Here is a 25,221-nt window from a genome sequence, read left to right as displayed (position 1 = left end):
TCGGACGGCGGTGCGGGGATAAGGCCGCACAATCGATGCAGACAATAAGTCGCTGTTTTAAAACGATTTAATTTGACTCCATCAAAGGCCGTCATTCTTGCCGAGACAGTTACGGCGGCGGAATTTCAGCGCTTGAAAGACAATAATGTCGCACCCTGTCGCAGGGGGCGATAACGTGTTTTTGATGGGATAACCGACGCCGCCGGGGACGGGTGCACTTGCCTGTGAATAGCGGGTTTTGGTGACAAGTTTCGTGGCGTGGAGCGGCAAACCAGCTTATATGGAGGCTGGCCAAGAGGTATAGATGCGCTTTTCCAACACCTTTCTCGATGATATTCGCGACCGCGTTCCGATTTCGAACGTGATCGCGCGCCGCGTGAGCTGGGATAAACGCAAGACCAACGTATCGCGCGGCGATTACTGGGCCTGCTGCCCGTTCCACGGCGAGAAATCGCCGAGTTTCCACTGCGAGGATAGGAAGGGCCGTTATCACTGCTTCGGCTGCGGTGTCACCGGCGATCACTTCCGCTTCCTCACCGAGCTGGAAGGCTTGAGTTTTCCCGAGGCGGTGCAGCAGATCGCCGATATGGCCGGCGTTCCGATGCCGCTTGCCGATCCCGTGATGGAGAAGCGCGAGAAGGAGCGCGGCTCGCTGATCGACGTCATGGAAATGGCGACACAATTTTTCCAGGATCAGCTGCAGACGGCGAATGGGGCGAGGGCGCGCGCCTATCTGCGCGACCGCGGCCTGACCGGGCGCACCATCGAGACTTTCCGTCTCGGTTATGCGCCTGACAGCCGCAACGCGCTCAAGGAATTCCTTGCCGGCAAGGGCGTACTCAAGGAGCAGATCGAGGCCTGCGGCCTGGTCGTCCACGAAAACGTGCCGGTTTCCTACGACCGCTTCCGCGACCGCATCATGTTTCCGATCCTCTCGTCGCGGGAAAAGGTGATCGCCTTCGGCGGCCGCGCCATGTCATCAGATGCGCCGGCGAAATATCTGAATTCCAACGAAACGGAACTCTTCCACAAGGGCAATGTCCTTTACAATTTCGCCCGCGCCCGCCGCGCCATCCAGGGCCCTGGCCGCGGCGATCAGGACGACAATGCGAGCGGCACCATCATTGCCGTCGAAGGTTATATGGATGTGATTGCGCTTTATCAGGCGGGCGTCGAGAATGCCGTCGCGCCGCTCGGCACGGCGCTCACCGAAAATCAGCTCGAGCTGCTCTGGAAGATGGTGCCGCAGCCGGTGCTCTGCTTCGATGGCGACGGTGCCGGCATCCGCGCCGCCAATCGCGCCGCCGAACTGGCGCTGCCGCATCTGAAGCCCGGCCGCACCGTCCGCTTCGCGCTTCTGCCTGATGGCAAGGACCCGGACGACCTCGTGCGCGACGAGGGCCGCGCGCCCTTCGACAAGGTGATGAGCCAGGCAAAGCCGCTTTCGGAGATGCTGTGGAGCCGCGAGATCAACACCGGCAAATTCGACACGCCCGAGGCGCGCGCCGAACTTGAAGGGCGGCTGAAGCAGCTGGTCGCCGTCATCGCTGACGAGAATGTGCGCCGTCACTACCAGCAGGATATTCGCGACCGGCTGAACGCCTTCTTCCAGCCGCAGTTCCAGAACCGCAGCAGCGGCGAGCGCCGCAGTTTCAACGGCAACGGCAATTCCCGGAACGGCCGCGACAATGCGGCCAAGGCAGGGCCGAAAAGCCCCAGCCTCATTTCCGACCGGCTCGCCCGCTCAGGTCCCGTGCGCGGACACCGGGACAATACGGCGCTGCGCGAAAGCGTGCTGGCGCTGACCGTCGTCAATCATCCGGCGCTGATGATCGACGATTATGACGAGATCGCCTCGATCGAATATGACAGCCGCGAGCTGCAGCGGCTCTGGTCGGCAATGCTCGGCGCAGCCGCTGCCGTCGCCGGCCCGCATTTGACGCGCGAATATCTGACCGAACGGCTGGAATTCGAAGGTTTCGGTGCGCTCATCAAGAGCCTCGACCAGCAGGTGCGCAATGCGCGGCTGTGGACGGCGACCGAGGAGGCGGCGATGGAGGATGCTCGTGAGGGCTACCGCCAGGCGCTCGCCTTTCACAAACGGGCGAAGGCGCTGCGCCGGCAGAAGATGGAACTCGAACGCGAGATCGCGCTGGCGACCGAAGCCGGCGACGGCGAGGCGATCGTTCAGCTGATGCGGGCGCAGCAGGAAGTGCATTTCGAAGGCGTGCGCCTGGAGAATCAGGAGGCGATCATCGACGGCTTCGGCGTGCTTTCCGGCCGCGTCAAAGGGGCGGCGAACCACTGATGCCGCTGACCGAACGGAACGAACCGGGCTTTTCCGCCTCCGATGCGCTGTTTTCCGCCGGCCGCGCGCCGCTCGAGGTGTTGAAGCAGGTCTATGGCTATTCCTCCTTCCGCGGCAAGCAGCAGCAGGTGGTCGACCATGTGGTCGCCGGCGGCGATGCGGTGGTGCTCTTTCCCACAGGCGCGGGCAAATCGCTGTGCTTCCAGATCCCGGCGCTCTGCCGGGACGGCGTCGGCATCGTCGTTTCGCCGCTGATTGCGCTGATGCGCGATCAGGTCGAGGCGATGAAGCAGCTCGGCATCCGGTCCGCGGCACTCAATTCATCGCTGTCGCGCGAGGAATTCGTCGAGGTTCGCCGGGCGCTGTCGGCAGGCAAGCTCGATCTTCTCTACGTCACCCCCGAGCGCATCCTGACAGACGGCTTCCGTGAACTGATCGCCAACGAAAAGATCGCGCTGTTTGCCATCGACGAGGCCCATTGCGTTTCGCAATGGGGCCATGATTTCCGGCCGGAATATCGCGAGCTCGGCCGGCTCGGCGAGCAATATCCCGGTGTGCCCAGGGTGGCGCTGACGGCAACGGCCGATCCGCATACGCGCGACGATATCATCGAGCGGCTGGGGCTCGACGCTGCCGAGGTCTTCACCACCAGCTTCGACCGGCCGAACATCGCCTACGAAATCGTCGAGCGCGACCAGCCGCGCCAGCAGCTTCTGCGCTTCCTCTCCGGTCACAAGGGAAATAGCGGCATCGTCTATTGCCTGTCGCGCGCCAAGGTCGAGGACACGGCCGAGTGGCTGAACGGGCAGGGCATCCGCGCGCGTGCCTATCATGCCGGCATGGACCGGGCGGTTCGCGACGCCAATCAGGATGCTTTCCTCAAGGAGGAAAGCCTCTGCCTGGTCGCTACCGTCGCCTTCGGCATGGGCATCGACAAGCCGAATGTGCGTTATGTCGCTCATCTCGATCTGCCGGGTTCGGTGGAAGCCTATTACCAGGAGACCGGGCGTGCGGGGCGCGACGGCCTGCCGTCTGAGGTCTGGATGGCCTATGGCATGGCCGATGTCATCCAGCGCCGCCGGATGATCGACGAAGGCAATGCCGCCGACGAGATCAAGCGGGTCGAGCGCGCCAAACTCAACGCCTTGCTGGCGATTTGCGAGACCGCCTCCTGCCGCCGGCAGGCGATCCTTGCCCATTTCGGCGAGGCGCATGCCGGCCAATGCGGCAATTGCGACACCTGCCTGAAACCGGTCGAGACCTGGGAGGGCACGGAAGCGGCGATCAAGGCGCTGGCCGCCGTCTACCGCACCGGCGAACGTTTCGGCGCCGGCCATGTCATCGATGTGCTGGTCGGCAACGCCAACGAGAAGACCGAGCGTTTCGGCCATGTCGATATGCCTGTTTTCGGCGCCGGTAAGGATTTTCCGGCACGCACCTGGCAATCGGTCTTCCGCCAGCTGCTGGCCATGGGGCTGATCCGCATCGATCACGAGGCATACGGAGCGCTGAAGCTGGAGCCGGAAGCGCGCGCCGTCTTCAAGCACGAACGGCAGGTGTTCTTCCGCAAGGATCGGCCGGCCTCGGAGCGGCGCACGAAGAAGGCCGAGCGCAGCGAGCGCAAATCGGGACTGTCCGGCGCCGACGGCAGTCTCTTCGAGGCACTCAGGGCCGAGCGCATGTCGATCGCGAAATCGCTCGGCGTGCCGCCCTATGTCGTCTTTCCCGATACGACGCTGATCGCGTTTGCCACGGAGCGGCCGCGCAGCCGCAAGGAATTGCTCGGCATCTCGGGCGTCGGGCAGTCGAAGCTCGAGCGCTACGGCGATGCGTTCCTGGAGATCATTCTCTCGCACGACCAGTAGTCCGGAGGGGTTCGGCCCCTCTGGCTACCGGTCTTCCTTTATGAAAATATTTCGTACCGGATCGGCGACATATGCACCTGCTTTGTGCTAATTGCAGCGCCCATCGGAGAATGTTTTGGACAAAAGGGCGCTTACGATGACAAAAGCATTTCTCTCCCACCTGCAATCTGAACTGGCCTCTCTCAGGGATGCCGGCCTTTACAAGTCCGAACGCGTCATCACCTCGAAGCAGGCCGGCGAAATCGCCGTTGTTTCCGGCGAGCGGGTGCTGAATTTCTGCGCCAACAATTATCTCGGCCTGGCCGACAACGAGGAACTGGCCGAGGCAGGCAAGCAGGCGCTCGACCGCTACGGCTATGGCATGGCCTCTGTGCGCTTCATCTGCGGCACGCAGGAAGAGCACAAGCAGCTCGAGGCGCGCATCTCCTCCTTCCTCGGTATGGAGGATACGATCCTCTATTCCTCCTGCTTCGACGCCAATGGCGGCCTGTTCGAAACGCTGCTCGGCGAAGAGGATGCGATCATCTCAGACGCGCTGAACCACGCCTCGATCATCGACGGCGTGCGTCTCTCCAAGGCCAAGCGCTTTCGTTACGCCAATAACGACATGGCGGCACTCGAAGAGGAATTGAAAAGGGCCGAAGGCAGCCGCTTCAAGCTGATTGCCACCGATGGCGTCTTTTCGATGGACGGGATCATCGCCAATTTGGGAGGTGTCTGCGATCTCGCCGAGAAATATGGCGCCATGGTCATGGTCGATGACAGCCATGCGGTCGGCTTCGTCGGCAGGAACGGTCGTGGCTCACCGGAACATTGCGGCGTCGAGGGCCGGATCGATATCATCACCGGTACGCTCGGCAAGGCGCTCGGCGGTGCCTCCGGCGGATATACCGCGGCGAAGGCCGAGGTCGTCGAATGGCTGCGGCAGCGCTCGCGGCCCTATCTGTTTTCGAACACGCTGGCGCCTGTTATCGCCGCTGCCTCGCTCAAGGTCTTCGACCTGATCGAAAACGGCGATGCTTTGCGCAAGCGCCTTTCCGACAATGCCGATCTCTTTCGCAGCGAGATGACCAAGCTCGGCTTCACCCTTGCCGGCGAAGGCCATCCGATCATTCCGGTCATGCTGGGGGACGCCAAGCTCGCGCAGGACATGGCGGGGCTGATGCTGAAGAAGGGGATCTATGTGATCGGCTTCTCCTTCCCGGTCGTGCCGAAGGGCCAGGCCCGCATCCGCACGCAGATGTCGGCGGCACATTCGAAGGCAGATGTGGAGCGGGCGATTGCGGCCTTTGCCGAGGCTGGGCGGGAGCTGGGTGTGATTTGAGGAGGCTTGCTCCGTCTTCTCCCCAGCGGGGAGAAGGTGGCCCAAAGGGCCGGATGAGGGGGCGAGCGAAGCGAGGTTTCGAGCGGAAGCGAGAACAAACTAAGCATTATATGGCGTGCCGCGCGGCCCCCTCATCCGCCCTACGGGCACCTTCTCCCCGATGGGGAGAAGAGGGAGTCGCAAAGTCGGCGCCAGAACAAGGGCGGGATATTGTCGATGTCGAACATGATGAAGGCGCTGGTCAAGTCGAAGGCGGAAGTCGGGCTCTGGATGGAGAATGTGCCGGTGCCGGAGGTCGGGCCGAACGATGTGCTGATCCGCGTGAAGAAATCGGCGATCTGCGGCACCGACGTCCATATCTGGAACTGGGACCAGTGGGCGCAGAAGACCATTCCGGTGCCGATGGTCGTCGGCCATGAATTCTCCGGCGAGATTGCCGAAATCGGCTCGGCGGTCACCCGTTATCATGTCGGCGAGCGGGTCTCCGGCGAGGGCCATATCGTCTGCGGCAAGTGCCGCAACTGCCGGGCGGGCAGGGGGCATCTCTGCCGCAACACGCTCGGCGTCGGCGTCAACCGGCCGGGTTCGTTCGGCGAGTTCGTCTGCATTCCCGAAAGCAATGTCGTGGCGATCCCGGACGATATCTCAGATGAGATCGCCGCGATCTTCGATCCCTTCGGCAATGCCGTGCATACGGCGCTCTCCTTCGATCTCGTCGGCGAGGATGTGCTCGTCACCGGCGCCGGGCCGATCGGCATCATGGGGGCGCTGGTCGCCAAGCGTTCCGGCGCCCGCAAGGTCGTCATCACCGATATCAATCCGCACCGGCTGGATCTGGCGCGCAAGCTCGGCATCGACCATGTCGTCAATGCGTCGAGCGAAAATCTGGCCGACGTGATGAAGGCGATCGGCATGACCGAGGGCTTCGACGTCGGGCTCGAAATGTCGGGCGCCGCGCCCGCCTTCCGCGACATGATCGACAAGATGAACAACGGTGGCAAGATCGCCATTCTCGGCATCGCGCCCGCTGGTTTCGAGATCGACTGGAACAAGGTGATCTTCAAGATGCTCAATCTCAAGGGCATTTACGGCCGTGAGATGTTCGAGACCTGGTACAAGATGATCGCCTTCGTCCAGGGCGGCCTCGATCTGGCGCCGATCATCACCCATCGCATCAAGATCGGCGAGTTTCGCGACGGCTTCGAGGCGATGCGGTCTGGAAATTCCGGCAAGGTCGTCATGGATTGGATGTAAGGAGGACAATATGCTCTATGAAGGAAGCTGCCATTGCGGCAATATCGCTTTCGAGGTCGAAGGCGAATTCACCGAAGCGCTCGACTGCAACTGTTCGCTCTGCCGCCGGAGAGGCGCGCTTCTGGCCTTCGTGCCGCGCGAGAAGCTGGTGCTGAGGACGCCCGAAGAGAAACTCTCGACCTATACTTTCAACAAGCACGTCATCCGGCATCACTTCTGCGCCAATTGCGGCATCGCGCCGTTCGGCGAGGGCGTAGGCCCGAATGGTGCGGCGATGGCCGCGATCAATCTGCGCTGTATTCCTGCGGTCGATCTCGGTGCGCTGACGGTGACGGCCTATGATGGCAAGGCAAAATAGCCAATATTCGTCCGGGCAGAGGCAAACAGATCGGCGGCGGGACTGCAAAAATTGCCGAAACAACTGGCGCAGCAGGCAAAATTCTTGCCGCCCTTGTCTTTTGTTCGTCGCATCTTAAATAAGGTTCGCAATCGCTGCCGCGGTTCAAAGCCTGTGGATAAGGCTTTTTCCGATTTTTCGTGGGCTTTTTTTGTGGAAAAGCTTGACGAGAGCAAAAAATGTGGGAATCACCGTTCGACTTGTTGAAACGGTGAACTGGGTCAAGGCGGATCGCGCAACCATGGCCGGAAATCCAAACGCAAAAAAGCTTTGCTGTCCGGTGTCGGCGATCGTGGTTAATCAGGCTTTAAATGTCATCCCGTTAGGTGGGCAAAGGTGATTCATAGGGCGGCGCGAGCGACGCGTCTGGCCCTGAGACGGCCCATTCACCGTAGCGAGATTGGATAGCGTCAGGAAGGCGACGATATAAATGGCAACCAAGGTCAAAGAGAACGAAGACGCGGAAGTCGAACGCGATGGCGCAAGCGACGGCCCTCTTCTCGATCTTTCCGACGACGCGGTCAAGAAGATGATCAAGGCCGCCAAGAAGCGCGGCTATGTGACGATGGACGAGCTCAACGCGGTTCTGCCGTCCGAAGAAGTGACGTCCGAACAGATCGAAGACACGATGTCGATGCTTTCGGACATGGGCATCAACGTCATCGAAGATGAAGAAGCCGAGGAAGCCGGTGCTTCCGGCGGCGGTGATGACGACGATAGCGGCGGCGACGAAGAGAGCGAAGGCGGCGAACTCGCGCCGTCGAGCGGCACTGCGCTCGCGACCGCCAAGAAAAAAGAACCGACCGACCGGACCGACGATCCTGTTCGCATGTATCTGCGCGAGATGGGCTCGGTGGAGCTTCTCTCCCGCGAGGGCGAAATCGCGATCGCCAAGCGCATCGAGGCCGGCCGCGAAACGATGATCGCAGGCCTCTGCGAGAGCCCGCTGACCTTCCAGGCAATCATCATCTGGCGCGACGAACTGAACGAAGGCACGACGCTGCTGCGCGAGATCATCGATCTCGAAACGACCTATTCCGGTCCGGAAGCCAAGGCTGCGCCGCAGTTCCAGAGCCCCGAGAAGATCGAGGCCGACCGCAAGGCTGCCGAGGAGAAGGAAAAGACCCGCCGCGCCCGCTCCGGCGACGACGACATCACCGATGTCGGCGGCGAAGGCCTGCCTCCCGAGGAGGAGGAAGAGGACGAGGACGAATCCAACCTTTCGCTGGCGGCAATGGAAGCCGAGCTTCGCCCGCAGGTGATGGAGACGCTCGATACGATCGCCGAGACCTACAAGAAGCTGCGCAAGCTGCAGGACCAGCAGGTCGAGCAGCGCCTGTCGGCATCCGGTACGCTGTCTTCAGCCCAGGAGCGCCGCTACAAGGAACTCAAGGACGAGCTTATCAAGGCGGTCAAGTCGCTGTCGCTCAACCAGAACCGCATCGACGCCCTGGTCGAGCAGCTCTACGACATCAACAAGCGCCTGGTTTCCAACGAAGGCCGCCTGCTGCGTCTGGCCGAATCCTACGGCGTCAAGCGCGACAGCTTCCTGGAACAGTACCAGGGCGCCGAGCTCGATCCGAACTGGATGAAGTCGATCGGCAATCTGGCCGCCCGCGGCTGGAAGGAATTCGCCCGCGGCGAAAATACGACGATCCGCGATATCCGCCAGGAGATCCAGAATCTGGCGACCGAGACCGGTATTTCGATTTCGGAATTCCGCCGCATCGTGCATATGGTGCAGAAGGGCGAGCGTGAAGCGCGCATCGCCAAGAAGGAAATGGTCGAAGCGAACCTTCGCCTCGTCATATCCATCGCCAAGAAGTACACGAACCGCGGCCTGCAGTTCCTCGACCTCATTCAGGAAGGCAATATCGGCCTGATGAAGGCGGTCGACAAGTTCGAATACCGCCGCGGCTACAAGTTCTCGACCTATGCGACATGGTGGATCCGTCAGGCGATCACCCGGTCGATCGCCGACCAGGCCCGCACGATCCGTATTCCGGTGCACATGATCGAGACGATCAACAAGATCGTCCGCACCTCGCGCCAGATGCTGCACGAGATCGGCCGCGAGCCGACGCCGGAAGAACTGGCCGAAAAGCTCGCCATGCCGCTCGAAAAGGTCCGTAAGGTCCTGAAGATTGCCAAGGAGCCGATCTCGCTCGAAACCCCGGTGGGTGACGAAGAGGATTCGCATCTCGGCGATTTCATCGAGGACAAGAACGCGCTGCTGCCCATCGACGCCGCCATCCAGGCGAACCTGCGCGAGACGACGACCCGCGTTCTCGCCTCGCTGACGCCGCGCGAAGAACGTGTTCTGCGCATGCGCTTCGGCATCGGCATGAATACCGACCACACGCTCGAAGAAGTCGGCCAGCAGTTCTCGGTTACCCGCGAACGTATCCGCCAGATCGAGGCAAAGGCGCTGCGCAAGCTGAAGCATCCGAGCCGCTCGAGAAAGCTCAGAAGCTTCCTGGACAGCTGAGGCTTCGACGCCGCCAATCTCATTGAAAAGCCGGGTTTCGCGCCCGGCTTTTGCTTTTCCTGATTAGTACCAATGATCCCGGCACCTTTCTTGTCGCTCCATGGTGACAAGATTATAATCCGCCCACGGGAAGGGACCGATCGCCACGCGCGAGCGAGAGCTGACGTGTGGCCGTATAGACCGATCCTCCGCTAGATCGGGATGATTTCAGGCCTGACCGGCCTAAAATCCGAATCCGGATCTACCTCGAAAATTGAGCATGATGTCGTCCGAAAGCCACTCACACTTTTCGGCATCATCCTCTGGGAGGTGCGACATGACCACTTACATTCTTTTGATCAATTGGACCGACCAAGGCATCCGCAACGTTCGCGACTCGGCAAAACGCCTCGATGCGGCGAAGAAATTGCTCGCCGGCGTCGGCGGCTCCTTCAGCCAGTTCTTCCTGACCATGGGCGGGCACGACATGGTTGCTGTCTGCGAGGCGCCCGATGACGCCGTGATGGCGCATTTTACGCTCTCACTCGCCATGAGCGGCAATGTCCGGACCGAGACGCTGAAGGCCTTTCCGGAGGCAGCCTATCGGGATCTCATAGGTTCGCTCGGTTAGACGCAATCAAAGATTGTGTATTTTATCTGTTGCAGAGCGTTGGCTGTGCTGGCAGTGTCCATGCGTGCTTCAATTTCCGCGGCAGGGCTCCCGGCCCGATTTTTCGGCAAGCTCCATGATGAAAGCGCTCCTCAGTTTCCTGATCGTCGCCGCTCGTTCGACCGCGGCCACCTGACCGATGGAATTGGCGGCGGACAAGTGGGATGGCGAAATCCGGTGGGGCACGGCTGCGTCATTTGCGCTGCATGTCGCTGCGATCCTGCTTCTTCTGTTGCTGTTGCCGAAGCCCGAGCCGCCGCTGCCCTTGCCCGATGACGATCTCTCTGTGGAGATCGTTCCGCAGGCTGCGGAGCCTATGGCCGTGCCTGAGCCCGCCAAGGCGCTGCCGCCGGAGGCTGTAAAGCCCGAAGCCGCGAGGCCCGAAGCAGAGCCGGCCGCGCCGGTCCAGAACAATCCGCCTGCCGCTGTCATGCCTCCCGCGGCACCGATCGCGCCGCTGCCGGAGGAATTCGTCGATGCACGCCAATTCTTTTCCGACAAGGTGCTGGCCGACCCGCGCAGCCGGGGCGCCCGCGAAGCGCTGCGCGGCCTCGCCGGCAGCGAACGCAATCTGCAGCTTTGTGACCTCGAGGCGCTGGAGCAGGTCCGCCGCACACGGCCGGATTTGCGGCCCGATGCGCTTGCCCCCTATGCGATGGCGGCGGAGAAGGTGAGCGGCAGCAGCGTCGAGGTGAGGGGCGGCGCCTTCCGCAGCCAACGCAAATGGTACAACATCCAGTTCAAATGCGGGCTCGATGCCGGCTCCGGCAAGGTCGTGTCGTTCGCCTTCTTCGTCGGCGATGCCATTCCGAAAGACCAATGGCAGGCGCATAATCTGGTGGCGGACGATGGGGCCGCCGACCAATGACTTCAATCGCCGCTGCGATCACGCGGTTTTTTTCGTTTACGGCTTGATGCTGCCCGCTTTAAAGGCCACATCGCTGCTGTGACAGAAGAAGACGTTGTACCGGCGGAAACGCAGCACGAAACGAGAAAACAGCGGCCTGAAATCCGGTGGGGTATCGTTGTGTCCGTGCTTCTGCATGTCCCTCTTGTTGCACTTCTGATCTTTGGATTGCCGAAGATCGAGCCGAAGCCTCCCGAAGATGAGAGCGTGAAGGTGGAACTCGTTCCGCCGCCCGAGGAAAAGAAGCCGGAACCCAAGCCCGAGGAAAAACCGCCGGAGCGGAAGTTGAAGCCGCCGGAGGAGGCCAAGAAGCAACCTCCTCCGCCGCCTCCACCACCTCCGCCGCACCGCGTTGAAAACAAGCCATCAGAGCAAGCCAAGCCCGCGGTCCCGATGCCGAGCCTGAATCCTGTTTTCGAGTTCGGCGACAGGGATAGCGGGCCGAAAAAATCGACGGCGGGAAATTCCTCTGAGGGCGAAATAAAACCCGCGACGACGGCGCCTGAGCATGGCGCAAAGCCCCAACAGCCGCCTGCAGAGGTTTCTTCAGAAAAGCCGCAGGCTGAGACACCGCCGGCAAGGCCGGTTCCGGATGATTTGAAGCTTCCTGAGGTTGATGCGGCCGATGTTTCTTCCGAGCGCGATGCGCCTCTCGCAGAAGCGGCCGGTGAAGCCAAGACTGATATCGAGGTGACAAAGCCGCCGGCACAGAAACCTCCTGAACCGTCTAAGGCGGATGTCGCAAAGGACGATTTGCCCAAAGCGAAGACATTATTTTCGCAGACAGCCGACGATGATCCGGTGGCGAGGATCGCGATGAACGGTGTGCCGCGAGGCAAACGTATTGCCCAACTTTGCGGTAATGAACTCCAGCAACAGCTCATGCATGATACGCCCAGCTTTCAGCCGATCATCGTGCCGACTTTCGGACTATCGAGCGGCACAGTTCTGGATATCAAGAGTGCGGCTTTCCGCACCGCCAAAGGCTGGTATCAAATTCGGTTCCGTTGCGAGGTTAACGAGGACGCCACGAAAGTCGTCTCGTTTGCCCATGAGGCTGGCGAGTTGATCCCTCGTAGCCGGTATGCGACCTATAGCATTCGTGAGTAGTTGACGTGAGCCGAGGCATCTTGCAACAAGCTACGCGCAAGGAACCCCATCTAGCCTTTCCTCATGGCCGTGATGATACGGTGAAGAAGGGACAATGATATGTCGAACGAGATCGAGCGTTTTCTGGAGCGTCAGGATGAAGCCGTCAGTGCGCTGTTTCTGGAAAACAAGGGCGACGAGCTGACCGATATTCTGGTGGCGGCCCTCGAAGAGGCCTTCGAGATCCTGCTCGAAGCTGCGCCCGCCGAAACGCTTCATTGAAATTTTCCAAGACATTGCCGCCCGGAGCGCTTGGCGACCGGCTGTCGGGCTATCGGATGGAGCGGGATGCGCTCGGCCGTTCGGCGGCGAACGTCTTCCGGCTGGAAGGCGAGGGCCTGCCGGCGCTCTATCTCAAGGTCGAGGAGTCGGGGCCGTTCGGCGAGCTTGCCGATGAGGCGGAGCGGCTCGCCTGGCTGAAGGCCTCTGGCCTGCCGTGTCCCGATGTGTTTGCGCGGGAAAGCGACGGCGAGCGTGACTGGCTGCTGATCGGTGCGCTGCCGGGGATCGATCTTGCCAGCGCGTCGGCGCTGACGCAGCTTGCGCGGGTCGAACTGCTGGCGGTAGCGCTCCTCGACCTGCATCGCCTGCCGATTTCCTCCTGCCCGTTCGATCACCGGCTGGAAAAACGCCTATCCGCCGCCAAGGCGCGCATGGAGGCGGGGATCGTCGACGAAGAGGATTTCGACGCGGCGCGGCTTGGACGGAGTGCTGCGGCCCTGTTTGCCGAACTCCTGCGCACGAAGCCTGTCGACGAGGATCTCGTCGTCACCCATGGCGACGCCTGCCTGCCGAATTTCATCGCCACCGAAGAGGGGTTTTCCGGCTATATCGATTGCAGCCGGCTGGGCGTGGCCGACCGCCACCAGGATATCGCGCTCGCCTGCCGCAGCATCGCCGATAATTTCGGCGAGGCGCTGATGCAGCCCTTCCTCGATCGTTACGGGCTGCCGGCGCCGGATCCCGCAAAGCTCGATTTTTTCCAGCTGCTCGACGAATTCTTCTAGGCGTTGCGTCCTCTCCCTCCCGCTGGCAGAGTGACCGGCGATCGGACCTGTGGACAGTCGATGGCGAAAAACCAGTTCAGGATGCTGCGCTCGGCGCTTGATGGTGTCGAAGCGGTGGTGGCGGAAACGCATCTGAGTTTCGCCAGGCACACGCACGAGCAGTTCGGCATCGGCCTCGTCTCGTCAGGGGCGCAGAAATCGCTGAGCGGGCGCGGCATGGTGGAGGCCGCGGCGGGCGACATCATCACCGTCAATCCGAACGAGGTGCATGACGGCACGCCGATCGGTCAGAGCCGATCCTGGCGCATCCTCTATTTCGATCCCGAGATCGTCACCGGCCTGTCGCGAGAGATCGGCGAGGGTAGGGCAGGGCGCTCGGAGATCCCGCATCCGGTCATTCGTAATAGGGCGATTGCCGCCCGCTTCGAGATGCTGTTTCGCGCTGCGACCGGCAATGGAGCGGCCGACGGGCTGCTCTGCGATCAACTGCTGCTGCGCCTCGCCGCCGATGTCATGCGGGAACGCTGTGACCGCGATGAGCGGCCGCCGGTGCCGGCTTCCATCCGCGCCGCGCGAGACCTGATCGACGACGACCCGCTTGCCGCCGTCTCGCTTGCCGATCTTGCCAGGGCAAGCGGGCTCAGCCGCTTCCAGGTGCTGCGCGGTTTTGCCAAGGCGACGGGATTGACGCCGCATGCCTATCTCGTCCAAGCCCGCATCCATATCGCCCGGCGGCTGATCGCCCAAGGCATGCCGCTCGCCGAAGCAGCCTTTGCCAGCGGCTTTGCCGATCAGAGCCACATGACACGCGTCTTCGTGCGCAAATATGGTCTGTCGCCTCGGCTCTATGCCGGTGCCTTTTCCTGAACGCCAGCGTCGCGCCTGCAATTTCGTTCAAGACCTCTGACTGCTCCTGCTGTTTCTTCGGTGCGCCAAACAGGAGCGCGTTATGTCGAGACAGGTTCAAGGGTATCTCTATCTGGCGCTGGCCATGCTGACGGTCGGAAGCACGGTCATTGCCAGCAAGCTCATCGCATCGGGCTTGGCGCCGTTCAGCGCCACCGCCTTGCGCTTCGCTCTCGCATGTCCCATCCTCCTCGTGCTCATGCGGGTGACCGGCACCCGGCTGCCGAAGCTTGCGAGGCATGACCGCCTCATCCTCTTCGTTCAGGCCGGCGCCGGCAGCGTCGGCTATACGATGCTGCTGATATCGGGCCTGCACCTGACGTCGGCGGCCGATGCCGGCGTCATCATCGGCACGCTGCCGGTGGTTTCGGCGGTGATTTCGATCCTCGTCCTTGGCGAACGGCCGGGGCGTGCCCTGCTTCTGGCCGTGGTGCTCGCAACGGCAGGCGTGCTCTCGATCGCTTTCACGCCGGAGGCGACCGGCGGCTCGTTTGCCGGCAACGCGTTGATTTTCCTGGCGGTCATCTGCGAGGGTTTGTTCATCCTCTTGAACAGGCGGCTGCAGACTGAGATCCCGCCGCTTGCCCAGTCGACGCTGATGACCGGCATCGGTTTCATCGTCGCCTTCGTTCCGGCCGTTTTCGAGACGCCGCTTGCCCACGCAGTTTCGCCAAGCGCCGTCGCTGCCGTCGTCTATTATGCGCTGGTGCCGACCGTCGGCGGCTTTCTGCTCTGGTATGCAGGGGCCGAAAGGGTGAGCGGCACGGAAGCCGCGCTCTTCACTGCGCTTGCGCCGGTGTCCGCCGTCATACTGGCGGCTCTGATCCTTGGCGAGCCGGTCGGACTCAACCAGATCGCCGGCATCGCCTGCGTGCTGGCGGCCGTGCTCGGGCTCGGTCTGGCCGGGCGCCGCGCTGCGATGAAAACGACAGCGGAGGAATAGGTCGTGCGATTTTGCCATTCCGATGCCATCCGGCAGGCTTGAAGGCTTGGGCCGGCGCCATCACCGCCCTATTTCCCTCGGATCGATATCTTCCGGAGACGAAGCTCATGCCAGACAAGTCGATCAAGATTCCGGGGCCGGATCATCCGATCACCGTCGAACACAATCCCTCCCGCGTCGTCGTCACGCTCAGTGGCAAGACGATTGCCGATAGCCATAGCGCGCTGACGCTGCGCGAAGCCTCCTACCCGCCAGTACAGTATATTCCGCGCCGGGATGTGGATATGTCGCTGCTGCAGCGCACCGATCACAGCAGCCATTGCCCCTATAAGGGCGATGCTTCCTATTACAGCATCATTGCGGGCGGCGAGCGCTCGAAAAATGCTGCCTGGACCTACGAGGCGCCGAATGCCGCCGTCAGCAGTATCAAGGACCATCTCGCCTTCTATCCCGACCGCGTCGACGGCATCGAGGAAGTGGCTTCCCCGGAAGCCGGTGCCTTCTGACGGCGGCCGGCTTCGCAGCACACAATCAAGTCACATCGGCGCATTGCAATTGACAAACCGCCCATCGGAGCAGAACACCGCTCCAACATCCGAGAAAACCTCCTGAAGACCGTAACCTCCCATCGTCGGCCGGTGACATCGCAATGGACATATCCCAAGGCCCGCGGAGCGTTCTGCGCCACCCCGGCTATCTGAATTTCGCTGCCTCGCGCGTCTTTTCCTCACTGTCCTTCCAATCCATCGGCATCGCCATGGGCTGGATGATCTACGACCAGACGCACAGCGCCCTTGCGCTCGGCCTCGTCGGCCTCTGCCAGTTCCTGCCGATGGCGGTGCTGACCTTCGTCGTCGGCCATGTCGCCGACCGCTTCGACCGGCGGCGCATCGGCCTCATCTGCCAGCTGATCGAGGCGGTGACGGCGCTGGCGCTGGCGATTGCCACCTGGCAGCAGTGGCTGACGCCGGCCGGCATCCTGGCCGCCGTCACCGTGCTCGGCGCCGTGGTCGCCTTCGAGCGGCCGACCATGGCGGCGCTGCTGCCGAACATCGTGCCGGCCTCGATGCTGCAGAAGGCGATCGCCACCTCCACCTCGATGATGCAGACGGCGCTGATCATCGGTCCGTCGCTCGGCGGCCTGCTCTACGGCCTGGACCCGGTGGCGCCCTTTGCCGCTGCCGCGCTGCTCTTTGCCGTTGCGAGCTTCAACGTCATCTCGATCCGCATGCAGTGGGCGCCTGGCAAGCGCGAGCCGGTAACGCTTGCCTCGGTCTTTGCCGGCGTCTCCTTCATCCGCAGCCGGCCAGTCATGCTCGGCACCATCTCGCTCGATCTCTTCGCCGTGCTGCTCGGCGGCGCCACCGCGCTGCTGCCGATGTTTGCCCGCGATATCCTGCATGCCGGCCCCTGGGAGCTCGGCCTGCTGCGCGCAGCGCCGGCCATCGGCGCGCTCGCCATGTCGATCGTGCTTGCCCGCCGGCCGCTCGAAAGCAATGTCGGGCGCAAGATGCTTGTCGCCGTCGCGGTCTTCGGCCTCGCCACCATCGTCTTCTCGCTCTCCACCAATATCGTGCTTTCGGTGACCGCCCTGCTCGTCGTCGGCGCCTCCGATACGGTGAGCGTCGTCGTGCGCAGCTCGCTGGTGCAGCTGCTGACACCGGATGAGATGCGCGGCCGCGTCAGTGCCGTCAACTCGCTGTTCATCGGCACCTCCAACCAGCTCGGCGAATTCGAATCCGGCATGATGGCAGCCGTGCTCGGGCCGGTCGCAACCGGCCTCGTCGGTGGGCTCGGCACTGTTATCGTCGTGCTCCTCTGGATGCGGCTCTTCCCCGATCTCACCAAGGTCAAGACGCTGCAGGGCTGAACCATGCTTGGCGCGTTGAAAGTGGAGGGCGGTCCCGCTAGGGTCCGCGCGAGCCATTATTCGGCGGGGGCCGTGCGTGACGACAAGCTTTCCAACTTATGCAATGGCAGCGGTTTTCGCCTTGGCGCCGGCTGCCGCACTCGCCGAATGGCAGGCGGTGGAAGAAGTACGGCCCTATTCGATATCGGGCAGGACGGGCGCCGAACTCTATGAATCGATCGGCGCGCGCGGGCCCGAAGTCGGCGCGAGCCGGGTCATCGCGCATACGACGTTCAAGCTGACCTGGACCCGCAAATACGAAGCGCAGGGCAACGCCTGCGTGATCACCACCAACCGGCCGAAGCTGATCATCACCTATACGCTGCCCAAACCCTCTGCCGCGCTGCCGACCGCCGTCAAAATCAGCTGGGAGAGCTTCATCGCAGGCGTTGCGGCGCATGAGCGGGTGCATGGCGACACCATCAAGGAGATGGTCAAGGAGATCGAGGCGATGAGCATCGGCCTCACCGTTGCCGACGATCCCGATTGCAAGAAGATCAGGATCGAGCTGACCCGCCGCCTCGGCGAGATCTCCCAAAGACAGCGCCAACTCGGCCGCGACTTCGACAAGATCGAAATGGGTGACGGCGGCAATATCCAGCAGCTCATCCTCAAGCTGGTGAACGGGCCGTGATCGGCTGAGGTGTGCTGGTATGTTAGAGCATGTCGCGCAAAAGTGTGCAGCGGTTTTGCGATAACGGCATGCGTAAAACAAAAACCTAAAGCGCGAGGAGTGAATCTGAAAGATCGCGACGCGCTTTAGGACTCAGGAAGTCCGTATCGTCCCATCAGGACTTGCCTGATCCACCGCAGCCGGCAGGTGTTGCGCAAGGATATTCGCCACCTGGTCGGTCGGCACGCCAAGCTTCTGGGCAAGCGAGACGAGATACTCGTTCGAAAGCGCAGAGCGGATTTCGTCCGGCGTGATCGGCTGGTTTTCGCCGCGTCCGAGCCAGGAATTGACGCGTGATCCAAGGCCGGCTTCGTTCAGTTTGGTCACCACGCCGTCCAGCCCACCGAATTGGGAAAAGGCATCGGACATCATCCGGCGAGGCCGCCCGGATGGTTGCTGATCGCGTTGCTCAGCATTCCGCCAACATTGTCAAAGAAACTCATTGCATCCTCCATATGGATTGTTATCGACGCCGCTTTCCAGCGACGTCGATAATTTTGGAGCGAAATGACATCAGGACTTCAGTTTGCTGTTGCAGATGCTGTAATAGCCGCCGCCCTTCTTGATCCAGGTGAGGCCGTTCAGACTGTCATTGGCCTTGTCGGCTTTGTATTGATCGAGACAGGTATGCATTCTCGCCTTGCCCGGTGACTCGCTTGCGTATCTCGCTGAAACCTTGGTGGGGAAGACCACCCCCTTCGGGGCCTTGGTCGTGGTCATTGGCGGTTCGGATGCGTTATCCGTGTTGGCCATAGTCGGCTCTTCGTCCTTGGCATCGCCCGCAGCAGGTGCTGCCGCGGCATCGGTTCCGCATTGCGCTTTGCGGAAATCATTCCACTTCATTCCGTTCAGGCTGTTGGCCGCTTGTGCGGATTTGTATTTGGCGCTGCATTCCTGCATCGTCATGGCACTCGCGTGGGGCGCGAAGGCGAATGCTCCGATACCAAGGGCGACGGCTGTTCCGATAAAAGTAAGTTTGATCATGAATACATCCTCCACGAGCTGTGTTGATGCCGATGCCTGAACGTGTGCACACGCCGTGTGGGTGGGTGCAGTCAGGCAACACCAGTTCGGGGAGCAATACTGTCAAATTTTAGGCATCTATTATATAAGTGAATACTAAATCAGTAAATTTCTATAAGGGTGCGATCGGCGGAATGCCCGCCTGGACCTATCTGGCTGGGTCCCTATCTCCACCAGCATGAGGCGCAGATGCTCAAAGGAGATGTGTCATGTCCTATGTCGACGGTTTCATCCTGGCGGTGCCCAAGGAAAATATCGAGGCCTACAAGGAATTCTCGACCTTGGCCGGCACGATCTGGAAGGAATATGGTGCGCTCGAATATGTCGAATGCATCGGCGACGACGTGCCCTATGGCGAATTGACCTCCTTTCCCCGCGCCGTGCAGGCAAGGGAGGATGAGGTGGTGGTGTTTGCCTGGATTATCTACCGCTCCCGGCAGGAGCGCGACGATATCAATGCCAAGGTGATGGCCGATCCGAGGCTCAAGGAAGACCAATGGCAGATGCCGTTCGACGGCAAGCGGATGATCTATGGCGGCTTCGAGACCATGATCAAACTCTGACCGATGGCATCGGGGCAACGGGTCGCACCGCCGCCCGATGGCTTCTCTGCGTTCTTGCCTGTGATATAGTCGCCGCGAATTCGGCCAGGCCATAGCGGACGTCTGGCAACGAGGGGAACGGACATGCAGCGACGTGATTTCATCAAGGGATTGATCGTGCTTGGCGCCTGCCCGGCCTGTGCCCAGGCCGGCTTTGCCGCCGAGGCCGCGCATTGGAGCTATGAGGGCCAGTCCGGTCCCGATCACTGGGGTGCGATGGCGCCTGACAACGCCGCCTGTTCGGCTGGTTCGCAGCAATCGCCGCTCGATCTGACCGGGGCCGTCAAGGCGGAACTTGCGCCGCTGACGCTCGACTGGAAGGCTGGCGGCAAGATCGTCAACAACGGCCACACGATCCAGGTCACCGTGCCCGAGGGCAGCACGCTTTCGCGCGGCGGCAACCGCTACGACCTGCTGCAATATCATTTCCATGCGCCGAGCGAGCATCATGTCGACGGCCGCAGCTTCCCGATGGAGATGCACTTCGTCCACAGGCGCAAGGAGACCGGCACGCTTGGCGTGCTCGGCGTGTTCCTGACGCCGGCGGCGGCCAATACAGGTTTCTCGCGGCTGGCTGCCGCCTTTCCAAAGACGTCGGGCGGCGAAGCCGCGGTCGACGACGTCGACCCGAACGGCCTGCTGCCGAAAGAGCTGACCTACTGGTCCTATGAGGGATCGCTGACGACGCCGCCCTGCAGCGAAATTGTCGATTGGATGGTGCTGCGGCAGCCGATCGAGGTCGACGAAAAGGATATTCGCGCCTTCACCACGCTCTATCCGATGAATGCCCGCCCGGTGCTTGCCGCCAACCGGCGCTTCATCCTGTCCTCTTTCTGAGGCTCGACTCGCCCGGGCAAGCTTGCGTTTGCCGGGCAAGCTCGTCTTTGCCCCTGGCAAGTTTGCTTTGCCCGGGCAAGCTTGACTTGCGGCCGGCGGCGCGCCACCTCGCAAGTGTCGTTCCGAGACGGGAGATCGCCTTGCCCCAGACCATTCTCACCCTGTCCACACGCGGGCAGGGCCTTTACGAATTCACCGATCAGGCGGAAGCCTTCGTCAACAGGTCGGGTCAGGAGGAGGGGTTACTCACCGTCTTCGTGCGCCACACCTCCTGTTCGCTGCTGATCCAGGAAAATGCCGATCCCGACGTGCGCACCGATCTTCTCTCCTTTTTCCGCCGCCTCGTGCCGCCGGCCTCCGATCCGTCGATGGGCTGGGTCGTGCATCGTGCCGAGGGGCCGGATGACATGCCGGCGCATATCAAGGCGGCGCTGACGCAGGTCTCGATCGGCATTCCCGTTGCGCGCGGCCGGCTGATGCTCGGCACCTGGCAGGGACTCTACCTCTTCGAACATCGCGATCACCCGCACCGGCGCGAAATCGTGCTGCATCTCAGCCCCTGAGGGATTAATCCTTCTGAATAGGGGGTGAATGCCCGGTTCGAACAGCGTTCAGTTTGCGGGGTCTACTGTCGAGACAATCCCTGAAGGGAGAGCTTGGATAACGACGGAGACATCCCATGACGCATTTTCTCACCAAGGCTTGCCTCGCCGCAGTGCTCGCCCTCGGCGCCGTTCCGGCCACTTTCTCCACGGCCGCCGCCGCAGGACCGCAGACGAATCTCATCGTCGAGGCGCAATATTATCGGCCGATCCGCGGCTGCTCGCCGATCCATGCCGTCAACAAGGCGCGTGATTTCGGCCTGCGCAGAGCCCATATTACCCGCATGTCGCCGCGCGTCGTCGTCGTTGCCGGCCGCGACCGCCACGGCTGGGACAGAATGGTCTTCGCCAATGTCCGCGGGTGCCCGCTGATCCGCCGCTAGAATACCAAGGCGGCGGGCGCCGAGGAGCGCTTGCCGCCGTTTTGCCTTGACGGCGCCACTTTCCGCCGTCTTTTCTCTAATCCGTATGAGTGATTCCCAATAACGCTTCGGCGTGATGCGGAGGAGGGCGGCTCGGCCGCAGCGACTATAGAACGAAAGGTTTTTCGATGATGCAGTTTTTGGCAAAGGCGGGTCTTGCCGTCATGCTGACCGCCGGCACCCTTGCCGGCACGGTGGCGCCTGCCGCCGCCCAGTTGAATATCATTATCGGCGATCAGGACCGTGCGCCGCGCGATTATCGCCGTCCGCCTCCGGATTATGAGCGTCCGGGCTACGACCGCCGGCCGCGCGGCTGCGATCCGCGTCTCGCCGAAGATATGGCCCGCGATTACGGCTTCCGCCGCGCCCGCGTCGTCGATATCACCCCGCGCCGCGTCATCGTCCAGGGCTGGACCCGTCGCGGCCCCGGCGAAATGAGCTTCGCCAACGTCCGCGGCTGCCCGGCGATCCGTCGCTGATATCAAATACCGCCTCGTCTCCCCGATGCGGCGGCCAGAACCGCCTTTGCCCGTCTCCCCGGATCGGCAAGGGCGGTTTTCTTTTTGTGGGGTTCTTTGCGTTCGGTTTGACTCACCCGAAACCCCTACCCACAAGGGAGAGGGGCTAAACCGTGGCCGCCGGCGGCGACAAAAGCGAAAGTCTTGCTGGCTGTTCCCGTTGCACGGGATTCTACGATAAGGTTATGTGAAGCGGTGCGGCAAGCTAGCCCCTCCCCCTTGTGGGGAGGGGTTGGGGAGGGGTATGCGGCAGGGTCCGTACCGGACCGCATCGGCCTCCTTTCACTGCTCGATCGCAAAAGTCACGGTGACGCTGACATTGTAATTGTTCTCGCCGCTCTGGACCGGAACGGCAGAATCCGCTTCCTTCATCATGGTGGCGCGATAGGCGGGCTGCGGCATTGCGCGCGGCACATTCTCGTTGATCTCGATGATGCGGCCGAGCTTGACGCCGGCGGCTTCGCTCAGCGTCTTGGCCTTCTTCACCGCCTCGGCGACGGCGTTCTTGCGCGCCTCTTCGATCGCCGCTTCCGGCTTGTCGTTGGTGAACTGGATGTCGCCGCCCTGGTTGATGCCGAGCGTGACCGACTGGTCGATCACCTGGCCGAGCTTGGCCAGATCGCGCAGCCTGACGGTGACCGAATTGATCGTCTGGTAGCCGATCAGCTGCGGCTGCTGCTGCTGGCCGTCGACCGGCTGCGGATAATTATATTGCGGCTGGATGGAAAAGCCGGAGGTCTGCAGGTCGCGCTCGGCGATGCCGCCGTCCTTCAACGCCTTCAGCACCTCGTTCATCGCCTTGTTGTTTTCGTCGAGCGCTTCGCGGGCGGTTTTCGCCTGCTTGACGACGGCGAGAGTGACGATCGCCATATCCGGAGCCACGGCCTTTTCGCCATCGCCCGTCACCGAAATCACCGCCTCGCGCGGCTTTGCCTCCTGCGCCAAGGCGGGCGCTGCGGCCGCGATCGGCAGGGTCAGAAGGGCAGTCATCAGAAGAGTCTTGGAGAGAATCGGCGCCATGTTTCATTCCCTAGTTGTCGTTTCCCGGATGAACTTTCTGTCGGTTGATTGTGAAGCTATTGCGGCGGAAGGGAAGGGTGGATGCGGATCGGGAGAAAAATGTTGGGGCACGGGTGGACTCGAATGTGGCTCGACAGCGAGCCATGGAAAAGGGTGCCGCGACGGCGCCCTGCAAGGTGCGGGATTTGGCCGGTCATTAGGTCCCTCATGGGGAGATTGGTTGAGGGTGACGTTCTTATCAGACGCCGGTGATGGCGGGTGGATTTTGGCCGCGTGAAGGCAGGGGAGAGAGGCGGTCACGGCACTGCCTCCATTCCTGCGTGTTCCACCCGCCACCTTCCCAAATCCCCCAAAGCTGCTAGCAATGAGGCGGGTTAAGAAACAGGGGCTTCCGGACACTTCGTGCCCGGCAAGGGGGCAGCATGCGTTTCATGGCAGTTCTTTCGATTGGTCTCGCCATCGGGTTGGCGGGCTGTACTCAGGTGGCGGAAAAGGCGGAGAATGCAGCCAACCGCTCGTTCACCAGCTATGCGCTGGGCAAGCCCTATGCGGAGATCGCCAATCTCGGCCAGTCGCCAATGGCGCGGCTTTCCGGCTCCGACGCGACCTTCGGACCGATGATCGGCGCAACATCGTTGAAGAATGGCATGACGATCTACCGGCATATGGCGCCGGCGGCCAGAACCGAGACCGGCACGAATTTCGTCGGCCTGGTCGGCAGTTCCACCGTTTCCGAGAATAACCGGCTTTCCTATTTCCTGGTCGGCGCCGACGGGACCGTCAAGGATTGGGCGACGGGCTCCGTGCAGGGCAGCGCCAGCGACTGCGTGCAATATATCGGCGGCATCGTCAACCGCTGCAACGATATGCGCCAGCTGCAGGCGTCGCTTGCGCTCTACGATGCCAGGGTGGCGACCAAGGCCGGCCAGCCCATATCAAGCTGGGGCGAACCGGCAGCGGCCGCGGTGAACTGAGAGCGCCCACCGACGACGAGGAAACGATGTTCGAAACGCTCGGTCCCGCGCCGGCCGAAATTGCCACCGCGATATCCGAGGGTATCAGCGCGCAGATCAGGCGCGGGCCTTCGCCATCATCTGGCGGGAGAAGGCTCGGCTTCTCGGCGGGGTAACGGCCTCCGTTTCCTTAGGCCGGCCCGTCGACAGGATCTGGTTCAGAAAGGAATTGTCCGCCGCTTGATCGGATTGGTCAGCGGCGGCCTGCTGTATTTTACGCGCCGAAATCATCCATGAAAGACGGATGGATCGCGGGCTTGCGCTCTTCGCGTGCGTCACGAAAACGCTGCGGAACCGCACCGAGACCGGTGACGAAACGGGTCAGGAGGTTGCGGTTGAAAAGTTTCTGTATGGCACTCATGGCAGTTCACTCATTCTTCTTTTTGTTAGCCGGCGGCATATATTTTGCCCAGGCTGCCATAACAATGGGCAATTTTGCATGACAGTTATGTGACAGTGCATGGGCTTGAAAAGATGGGCTGAATGGCGATCACTTTAGCGTGACGAGAGGCCGCCGCGGGCAGTCGATTGCCGTCAATCAATGCCTGCATTCGCTGTGCCATGGTAGATTGCTCGGCCGGGGCAAAGCCACGCCCCTCCGAGGAGACGCTCAGATGAACCGATTTTTCGCCTTTATCGCGACCGGAACGCTGATCAGCCTTGCCACGATCACTTCGGCCTGCACATCCACAAGCCCCGACCAGACGTCGTCGATCGGCGGCGGTTATTACCACTACGAGAGCCAGCCGCTCAATCCCGCCTGCGGCGGTGGATTCAGGCCGAGCGATGGCCGTTCTTGTAGCTATTAGGCCTGTTTGGTGGATAGCGGCGTTCCCGCCCCCTGAAAATCAAGGGTGAGCTCTGCGGTTTCCAAAAATCCTGGCAAATGCCGTAGCAACGGCATGCAGCGTCAGTGCGAGGACGGAAGGCTTTCGAACGATGGGAGGCAAGCCCATCACCAGCCGCTGTGTGGGAGTGAGCCTTACGGTGTCGACCAATGTCCAAGCATCGCCGGGATCGACATCGACAAGGCCTTGGGAGCGCGCTTGCTTGACGATTTCATCGTCGGCGAACCCAAGACCGTCAAGTTCTCCGCCCTTGGCGGCGACCGCGCTAAGGAGTTCTTCAATCGTCTGCGGAGATTGCATTTCGCGCCCCCATGTACCTCAACCCAAGAGCCGGGGTATCAGGTTGCAAATTTCGCGTAAATCGTGCGGTGCAGCAATGGCGTCGAAACTACCAAAAATGGTTAGCCGGCAAGGTTAAATGAAGCCGCTCTGATGGCCAAAACCGCCGGAGCAACCGTGGGCCGAACAAGGCCAAGGGTACGGACTTCGTCGCTCGTCATTCTCCAACTGGCTTACCCTGTCGCTACTTTGATGATCTCGTACAGCGTCACCAAAAC

The 25,221-nt window shown here is 61.7% G+C and carries 28 protein-coding genes; 23 read left to right on the top strand and 5 right to left on the bottom strand.

All coding sequences use genetic code 11. From position 1 onward, the window contains the following. Nucleotides 1-304 precede the first annotated feature (304 nt). The 16 genes from dnaG to GGD57_RS10075 all read left to right on the top strand — a co-directional run bounded on the left by dnaG (nucleotide 305) and on the right by GGD57_RS10075 (nucleotide 17,740). On the top strand, nucleotides 305-2,308 hold the full coding sequence (dnaG, locus tag GGD57_RS10150) for a DNA primase (RefSeq protein WP_184469304.1): 2,004 nt from the start codon (nucleotides 305-307) through the stop codon (nucleotides 2,306-2,308). Further along, entirely contained in the window at nucleotides 2,308-4,173 is a 1,866-nt protein-coding gene (recQ, locus tag GGD57_RS10145) for a DNA helicase RecQ (RefSeq protein WP_184469302.1), read from the top strand. The genes dnaG and recQ overlap by 1 nt, the downstream gene beginning before the upstream one ends. 136 nt (nucleotides 4,174-4,309) lie before the next feature. Beyond that, nucleotides 4,310-5,497 (top strand): glycine C-acetyltransferase, encoded by a 1,188-nt coding sequence (locus GGD57_RS10140; protein WP_184469300.1) that lies wholly within the window; start codon nucleotides 4,310-4,312, stop codon nucleotides 5,495-5,497. 216 nt (nucleotides 5,498-5,713) lie between these two features. Then, nucleotides 5,714-6,751 carry an L-threonine 3-dehydrogenase gene (tdh, locus tag GGD57_RS10135; protein ID WP_184469298.1) on the top strand — a complete coding sequence of 346 codons (1,038 nt, stop codon included), beginning with the start codon at nucleotides 5,714-5,716 and terminating at the stop codon, nucleotides 6,749-6,751. 10 nt (nucleotides 6,752-6,761) lie between these two features. After that, entirely contained in the window at nucleotides 6,762-7,109 is a 348-nt protein-coding gene (locus GGD57_RS10130; protein ID WP_184469296.1) for a GFA family protein, read from the top strand. Nucleotides 7,110-7,578: 469 nt separating this feature from the next. After that, the gene (gene rpoD, locus GGD57_RS10125) at nucleotides 7,579-9,636 is read left to right on the top strand and encodes an RNA polymerase sigma factor RpoD (RefSeq protein WP_184469294.1); all 2,058 of its coding nucleotides are present in this window, start codon (nucleotides 7,579-7,581) and stop codon (nucleotides 9,634-9,636) included. A 316-nt stretch (nucleotides 9,637-9,952) separates the two neighbouring features. Beyond that, complete coding sequence (locus tag GGD57_RS10120) at nucleotides 9,953-10,246, top strand: GYD domain-containing protein (protein WP_184469292.1); 294 nt, start codon at nucleotides 9,953-9,955, stop codon at nucleotides 10,244-10,246. Nucleotides 10,247-10,424: 178 nt separating this feature from the next. Further along, nucleotides 10,425-11,153 (top strand): DUF930 domain-containing protein, encoded by a 729-nt coding sequence (locus GGD57_RS10115; protein ID WP_184469290.1) that lies wholly within the window; start codon nucleotides 10,425-10,427, stop codon nucleotides 11,151-11,153. Between the two features lie 78 nt (nucleotides 11,154-11,231). Then, the gene (locus GGD57_RS10110) at nucleotides 11,232-12,302 is read left to right on the top strand and encodes a DUF930 domain-containing protein (protein ID WP_184469287.1); all 1,071 of its coding nucleotides are present in this window, start codon (nucleotides 11,232-11,234) and stop codon (nucleotides 12,300-12,302) included. A 99-nt stretch (nucleotides 12,303-12,401) separates the two neighbouring features. Continuing rightward, nucleotides 12,402-12,563: a hypothetical protein gene (locus GGD57_RS10105; RefSeq protein WP_004677707.1), complete on the top strand. Its 162-nt coding sequence runs from the start codon at nucleotides 12,402-12,404 to the stop codon at nucleotides 12,561-12,563. Next, a complete protein-coding gene (locus tag GGD57_RS10100; protein ID WP_184469285.1) occupies nucleotides 12,560-13,348 on the top strand; it encodes an APH(3') family aminoglycoside O-phosphotransferase in 789 nt (262 codons plus the stop codon). The genes GGD57_RS10105 and GGD57_RS10100 overlap by 4 nt, the downstream gene beginning before the upstream one ends. Nucleotides 13,349-13,408: 60 nt before the next feature. Further along, nucleotides 13,409-14,215 (top strand): helix-turn-helix transcriptional regulator, encoded by an 807-nt coding sequence (locus GGD57_RS10095; RefSeq protein ID WP_184469283.1) that lies wholly within the window; start codon nucleotides 13,409-13,411, stop codon nucleotides 14,213-14,215. An 82-nt stretch (nucleotides 14,216-14,297) separates the two neighbouring features. Beyond that, nucleotides 14,298-15,197: a DMT family transporter gene (locus GGD57_RS10090; RefSeq protein WP_184469281.1), complete on the top strand. Its 900-nt coding sequence runs from the start codon at nucleotides 14,298-14,300 to the stop codon at nucleotides 15,195-15,197. 107 nt (nucleotides 15,198-15,304) lie between these two features. Then, nucleotides 15,305-15,703, top strand: a complete 399-nt coding sequence (locus tag GGD57_RS10085) for a DUF427 domain-containing protein (RefSeq protein ID WP_184469279.1) — start codon at nucleotides 15,305-15,307, stop codon at nucleotides 15,701-15,703. A 143-nt stretch (nucleotides 15,704-15,846) separates the two neighbouring features. Continuing rightward, entirely contained in the window at nucleotides 15,847-17,067 is a 1,221-nt protein-coding gene (locus GGD57_RS10080) for an MFS transporter (protein WP_184469277.1), read from the top strand. Nucleotides 17,068-17,170: 103 nt separating this feature from the next. Then, entirely contained in the window at nucleotides 17,171-17,740 is a 570-nt protein-coding gene (locus GGD57_RS10075) for a DUF922 domain-containing Zn-dependent protease (RefSeq protein ID WP_184469658.1), read from the top strand. A 132-nt stretch (nucleotides 17,741-17,872) separates the two neighbouring features. Here GGD57_RS10075 and GGD57_RS29125 read toward each other — a convergent pair whose 3' ends face one another. Beyond that, a complete protein-coding gene (locus tag GGD57_RS29125) occupies nucleotides 17,873-18,106 on the bottom strand; it encodes a YidB family protein (RefSeq protein ID WP_348645962.1) in 234 nt (77 codons plus the stop codon). A 186-nt stretch (nucleotides 18,107-18,292) separates the two neighbouring features. Next, a complete protein-coding gene (locus GGD57_RS10065) occupies nucleotides 18,293-18,763 on the bottom strand; it encodes a hypothetical protein (protein ID WP_184469275.1) in 471 nt (156 codons plus the stop codon). Between the two features lie 248 nt (nucleotides 18,764-19,011). Here GGD57_RS10065 and GGD57_RS10060 point away from each other — a divergent pair, with 248 nt between their 5' ends. From GGD57_RS10060 to GGD57_RS10040, 5 genes are all read left to right on the top strand, one after another. Then, on the top strand, nucleotides 19,012-19,365 hold the full coding sequence (locus GGD57_RS10060; RefSeq protein WP_184469258.1) for a DUF1428 domain-containing protein: 354 nt from the start codon (nucleotides 19,012-19,014) through the stop codon (nucleotides 19,363-19,365). Between the two features lie 123 nt (nucleotides 19,366-19,488). Beyond that, on the top strand, nucleotides 19,489-20,241 hold the full coding sequence (locus GGD57_RS10055) for a carbonic anhydrase (protein WP_184469256.1): 753 nt from the start codon (nucleotides 19,489-19,491) through the stop codon (nucleotides 20,239-20,241). A gap of 140 nt (nucleotides 20,242-20,381) precedes the next feature. Then, nucleotides 20,382-20,804: a secondary thiamine-phosphate synthase enzyme YjbQ gene (locus GGD57_RS10050; RefSeq protein WP_184469254.1), complete on the top strand. Its 423-nt coding sequence runs from the start codon at nucleotides 20,382-20,384 to the stop codon at nucleotides 20,802-20,804. Nucleotides 20,805-20,920: 116 nt separating this feature from the next. Further along, nucleotides 20,921-21,226 (top strand): hypothetical protein, encoded by a 306-nt coding sequence (locus GGD57_RS10045; RefSeq protein WP_184469252.1) that lies wholly within the window; start codon nucleotides 20,921-20,923, stop codon nucleotides 21,224-21,226. Between the two features lie 167 nt (nucleotides 21,227-21,393). Beyond that, nucleotides 21,394-21,744 carry a hypothetical protein gene (locus GGD57_RS10040; RefSeq protein ID WP_184469250.1) on the top strand — a complete coding sequence of 117 codons (351 nt, stop codon included), beginning with the start codon at nucleotides 21,394-21,396 and terminating at the stop codon, nucleotides 21,742-21,744. 321 nt (nucleotides 21,745-22,065) lie between these two features. Here GGD57_RS10040 and GGD57_RS10035 read toward each other — a convergent pair whose 3' ends face one another. Then, on the bottom strand, nucleotides 22,066-22,803 hold the full coding sequence (locus GGD57_RS10035) for an SIMPL domain-containing protein (RefSeq protein ID WP_184469248.1): 738 nt from the start codon (nucleotides 22,801-22,803) through the stop codon (nucleotides 22,066-22,068). A gap of 422 nt (nucleotides 22,804-23,225) precedes the next feature. Here GGD57_RS10035 and GGD57_RS10030 point away from each other — a divergent pair, with 422 nt between their 5' ends. Next, nucleotides 23,226-23,777, top strand: a complete 552-nt coding sequence (locus GGD57_RS10030; RefSeq protein WP_184469246.1) for a hypothetical protein — start codon at nucleotides 23,226-23,228, stop codon at nucleotides 23,775-23,777. Between the two features lie 253 nt (nucleotides 23,778-24,030). On the opposite strand, the gene GGD57_RS10025 is transcribed toward GGD57_RS10030, so the two are convergent. Further along, entirely contained in the window at nucleotides 24,031-24,177 is a 147-nt protein-coding gene (locus GGD57_RS10025) for a hypothetical protein (protein WP_010068834.1), read from the bottom strand. A 253-nt stretch (nucleotides 24,178-24,430) separates the two neighbouring features. On the opposite strand from GGD57_RS10025, the gene GGD57_RS10020 reads away from it, so the two are divergent. Beyond that, nucleotides 24,431-24,625 (top strand): hypothetical protein, encoded by a 195-nt coding sequence (locus tag GGD57_RS10020; RefSeq protein ID WP_003565328.1) that lies wholly within the window; start codon nucleotides 24,431-24,433, stop codon nucleotides 24,623-24,625. Between the two features lie 39 nt (nucleotides 24,626-24,664). Here the strand turns inward: GGD57_RS10020 and GGD57_RS10015 are convergent, their stop codons facing one another. Beyond that, nucleotides 24,665-24,964 (bottom strand): hypothetical protein, encoded by a 300-nt coding sequence (locus GGD57_RS10015; RefSeq protein WP_184469243.1) that lies wholly within the window; start codon nucleotides 24,962-24,964, stop codon nucleotides 24,665-24,667. Between the last annotated feature and the right edge of the window lie 257 nt (nucleotides 24,965-25,221).

The sequence above is a fragment of the Rhizobium esperanzae genome, from assembly GCF_014197615.1.
In the GTDB taxonomy this organism is placed as follows: Bacteria; Pseudomonadota; Alphaproteobacteria; order Rhizobiales; family Rhizobiaceae; genus Rhizobium; species Rhizobium esperanzae_A.
This window is presented reverse-complemented; position numbering and strand designations above follow the sequence as displayed.

Bases quoted from the DNA above. Each gene is read 5' to 3' on its own strand.
- dnaG (WP_184469304.1), top strand. From the start codon at position 305: ATGCGCTTTTCCAACACCTTTCTCGATGATATTCGCGACCGCGTTCCG.
- recQ (WP_184469302.1), top strand. From the start codon at position 2,308: ATGCCGCTGACCGAACGGAACGAACCGGGCTTTTCCGCCTCCGATGCG.
- GGD57_RS10140 (WP_184469300.1), top strand. From the start codon at position 4,310: ATGACAAAAGCATTTCTCTCCCACCTGCAATCTGAACTGGCCTCTCTC.
- tdh (WP_184469298.1), top strand. From the start codon at position 5,714: ATGTCGAACATGATGAAGGCGCTGGTCAAGTCGAAGGCGGAAGTCGGG.
- GGD57_RS10130 (WP_184469296.1), top strand. From the start codon at position 6,762: ATGCTCTATGAAGGAAGCTGCCATTGCGGCAATATCGCTTTCGAGGTC.
- rpoD (WP_184469294.1), top strand. From the start codon at position 7,579: ATGGCAACCAAGGTCAAAGAGAACGAAGACGCGGAAGTCGAACGCGAT.
- GGD57_RS10120 (WP_184469292.1), top strand. From the start codon at position 9,953: ATGACCACTTACATTCTTTTGATCAATTGGACCGACCAAGGCATCCGC.
- GGD57_RS10115 (WP_184469290.1), top strand. From the start codon at position 10,425: ATGGAATTGGCGGCGGACAAGTGGGATGGCGAAATCCGGTGGGGCACG.
- GGD57_RS10105 (WP_004677707.1), top strand. From the start codon at position 12,402: ATGTCGAACGAGATCGAGCGTTTTCTGGAGCGTCAGGATGAAGCCGTC.
- GGD57_RS10095 (WP_184469283.1), top strand. From the start codon at position 13,409: ATGGCGAAAAACCAGTTCAGGATGCTGCGCTCGGCGCTTGATGGTGTC.
- GGD57_RS10090 (WP_184469281.1), top strand. From the start codon at position 14,298: ATGTCGAGACAGGTTCAAGGGTATCTCTATCTGGCGCTGGCCATGCTG.
- GGD57_RS10085 (WP_184469279.1), top strand. From the start codon at position 15,305: ATGCCAGACAAGTCGATCAAGATTCCGGGGCCGGATCATCCGATCACC.
- GGD57_RS10080 (WP_184469277.1), top strand. From the start codon at position 15,847: ATGGACATATCCCAAGGCCCGCGGAGCGTTCTGCGCCACCCCGGCTAT.
- GGD57_RS10075 (WP_184469658.1), top strand. From the start codon at position 17,171: ATGGCAGCGGTTTTCGCCTTGGCGCCGGCTGCCGCACTCGCCGAATGG.
- GGD57_RS10065 (WP_184469275.1), bottom strand. From the start codon at position 18,763: ATGATCAAACTTACTTTTATCGGAACAGCCGTCGCCCTTGGTATCGGA.
- GGD57_RS10060 (WP_184469258.1), top strand. From the start codon at position 19,012: ATGTCCTATGTCGACGGTTTCATCCTGGCGGTGCCCAAGGAAAATATC.
- GGD57_RS10055 (WP_184469256.1), top strand. From the start codon at position 19,489: ATGCAGCGACGTGATTTCATCAAGGGATTGATCGTGCTTGGCGCCTGC.
- GGD57_RS10045 (WP_184469252.1), top strand. From the start codon at position 20,921: ATGACGCATTTTCTCACCAAGGCTTGCCTCGCCGCAGTGCTCGCCCTC.
- GGD57_RS10040 (WP_184469250.1), top strand. From the start codon at position 21,394: ATGATGCAGTTTTTGGCAAAGGCGGGTCTTGCCGTCATGCTGACCGCC.
- GGD57_RS10035 (WP_184469248.1), bottom strand. From the start codon at position 22,803: ATGGCGCCGATTCTCTCCAAGACTCTTCTGATGACTGCCCTTCTGACC.
- GGD57_RS10030 (WP_184469246.1), top strand. From the start codon at position 23,226: ATGCGTTTCATGGCAGTTCTTTCGATTGGTCTCGCCATCGGGTTGGCG.
- GGD57_RS10025 (WP_010068834.1), bottom strand. From the start codon at position 24,177: ATGAGTGCCATACAGAAACTTTTCAACCGCAACCTCCTGACCCGTTTC.
- GGD57_RS10020 (WP_003565328.1), top strand. From the start codon at position 24,431: ATGAACCGATTTTTCGCCTTTATCGCGACCGGAACGCTGATCAGCCTT.
- GGD57_RS10015 (WP_184469243.1), bottom strand. From the start codon at position 24,964: ATGCAATCTCCGCAGACGATTGAAGAACTCCTTAGCGCGGTCGCCGCC.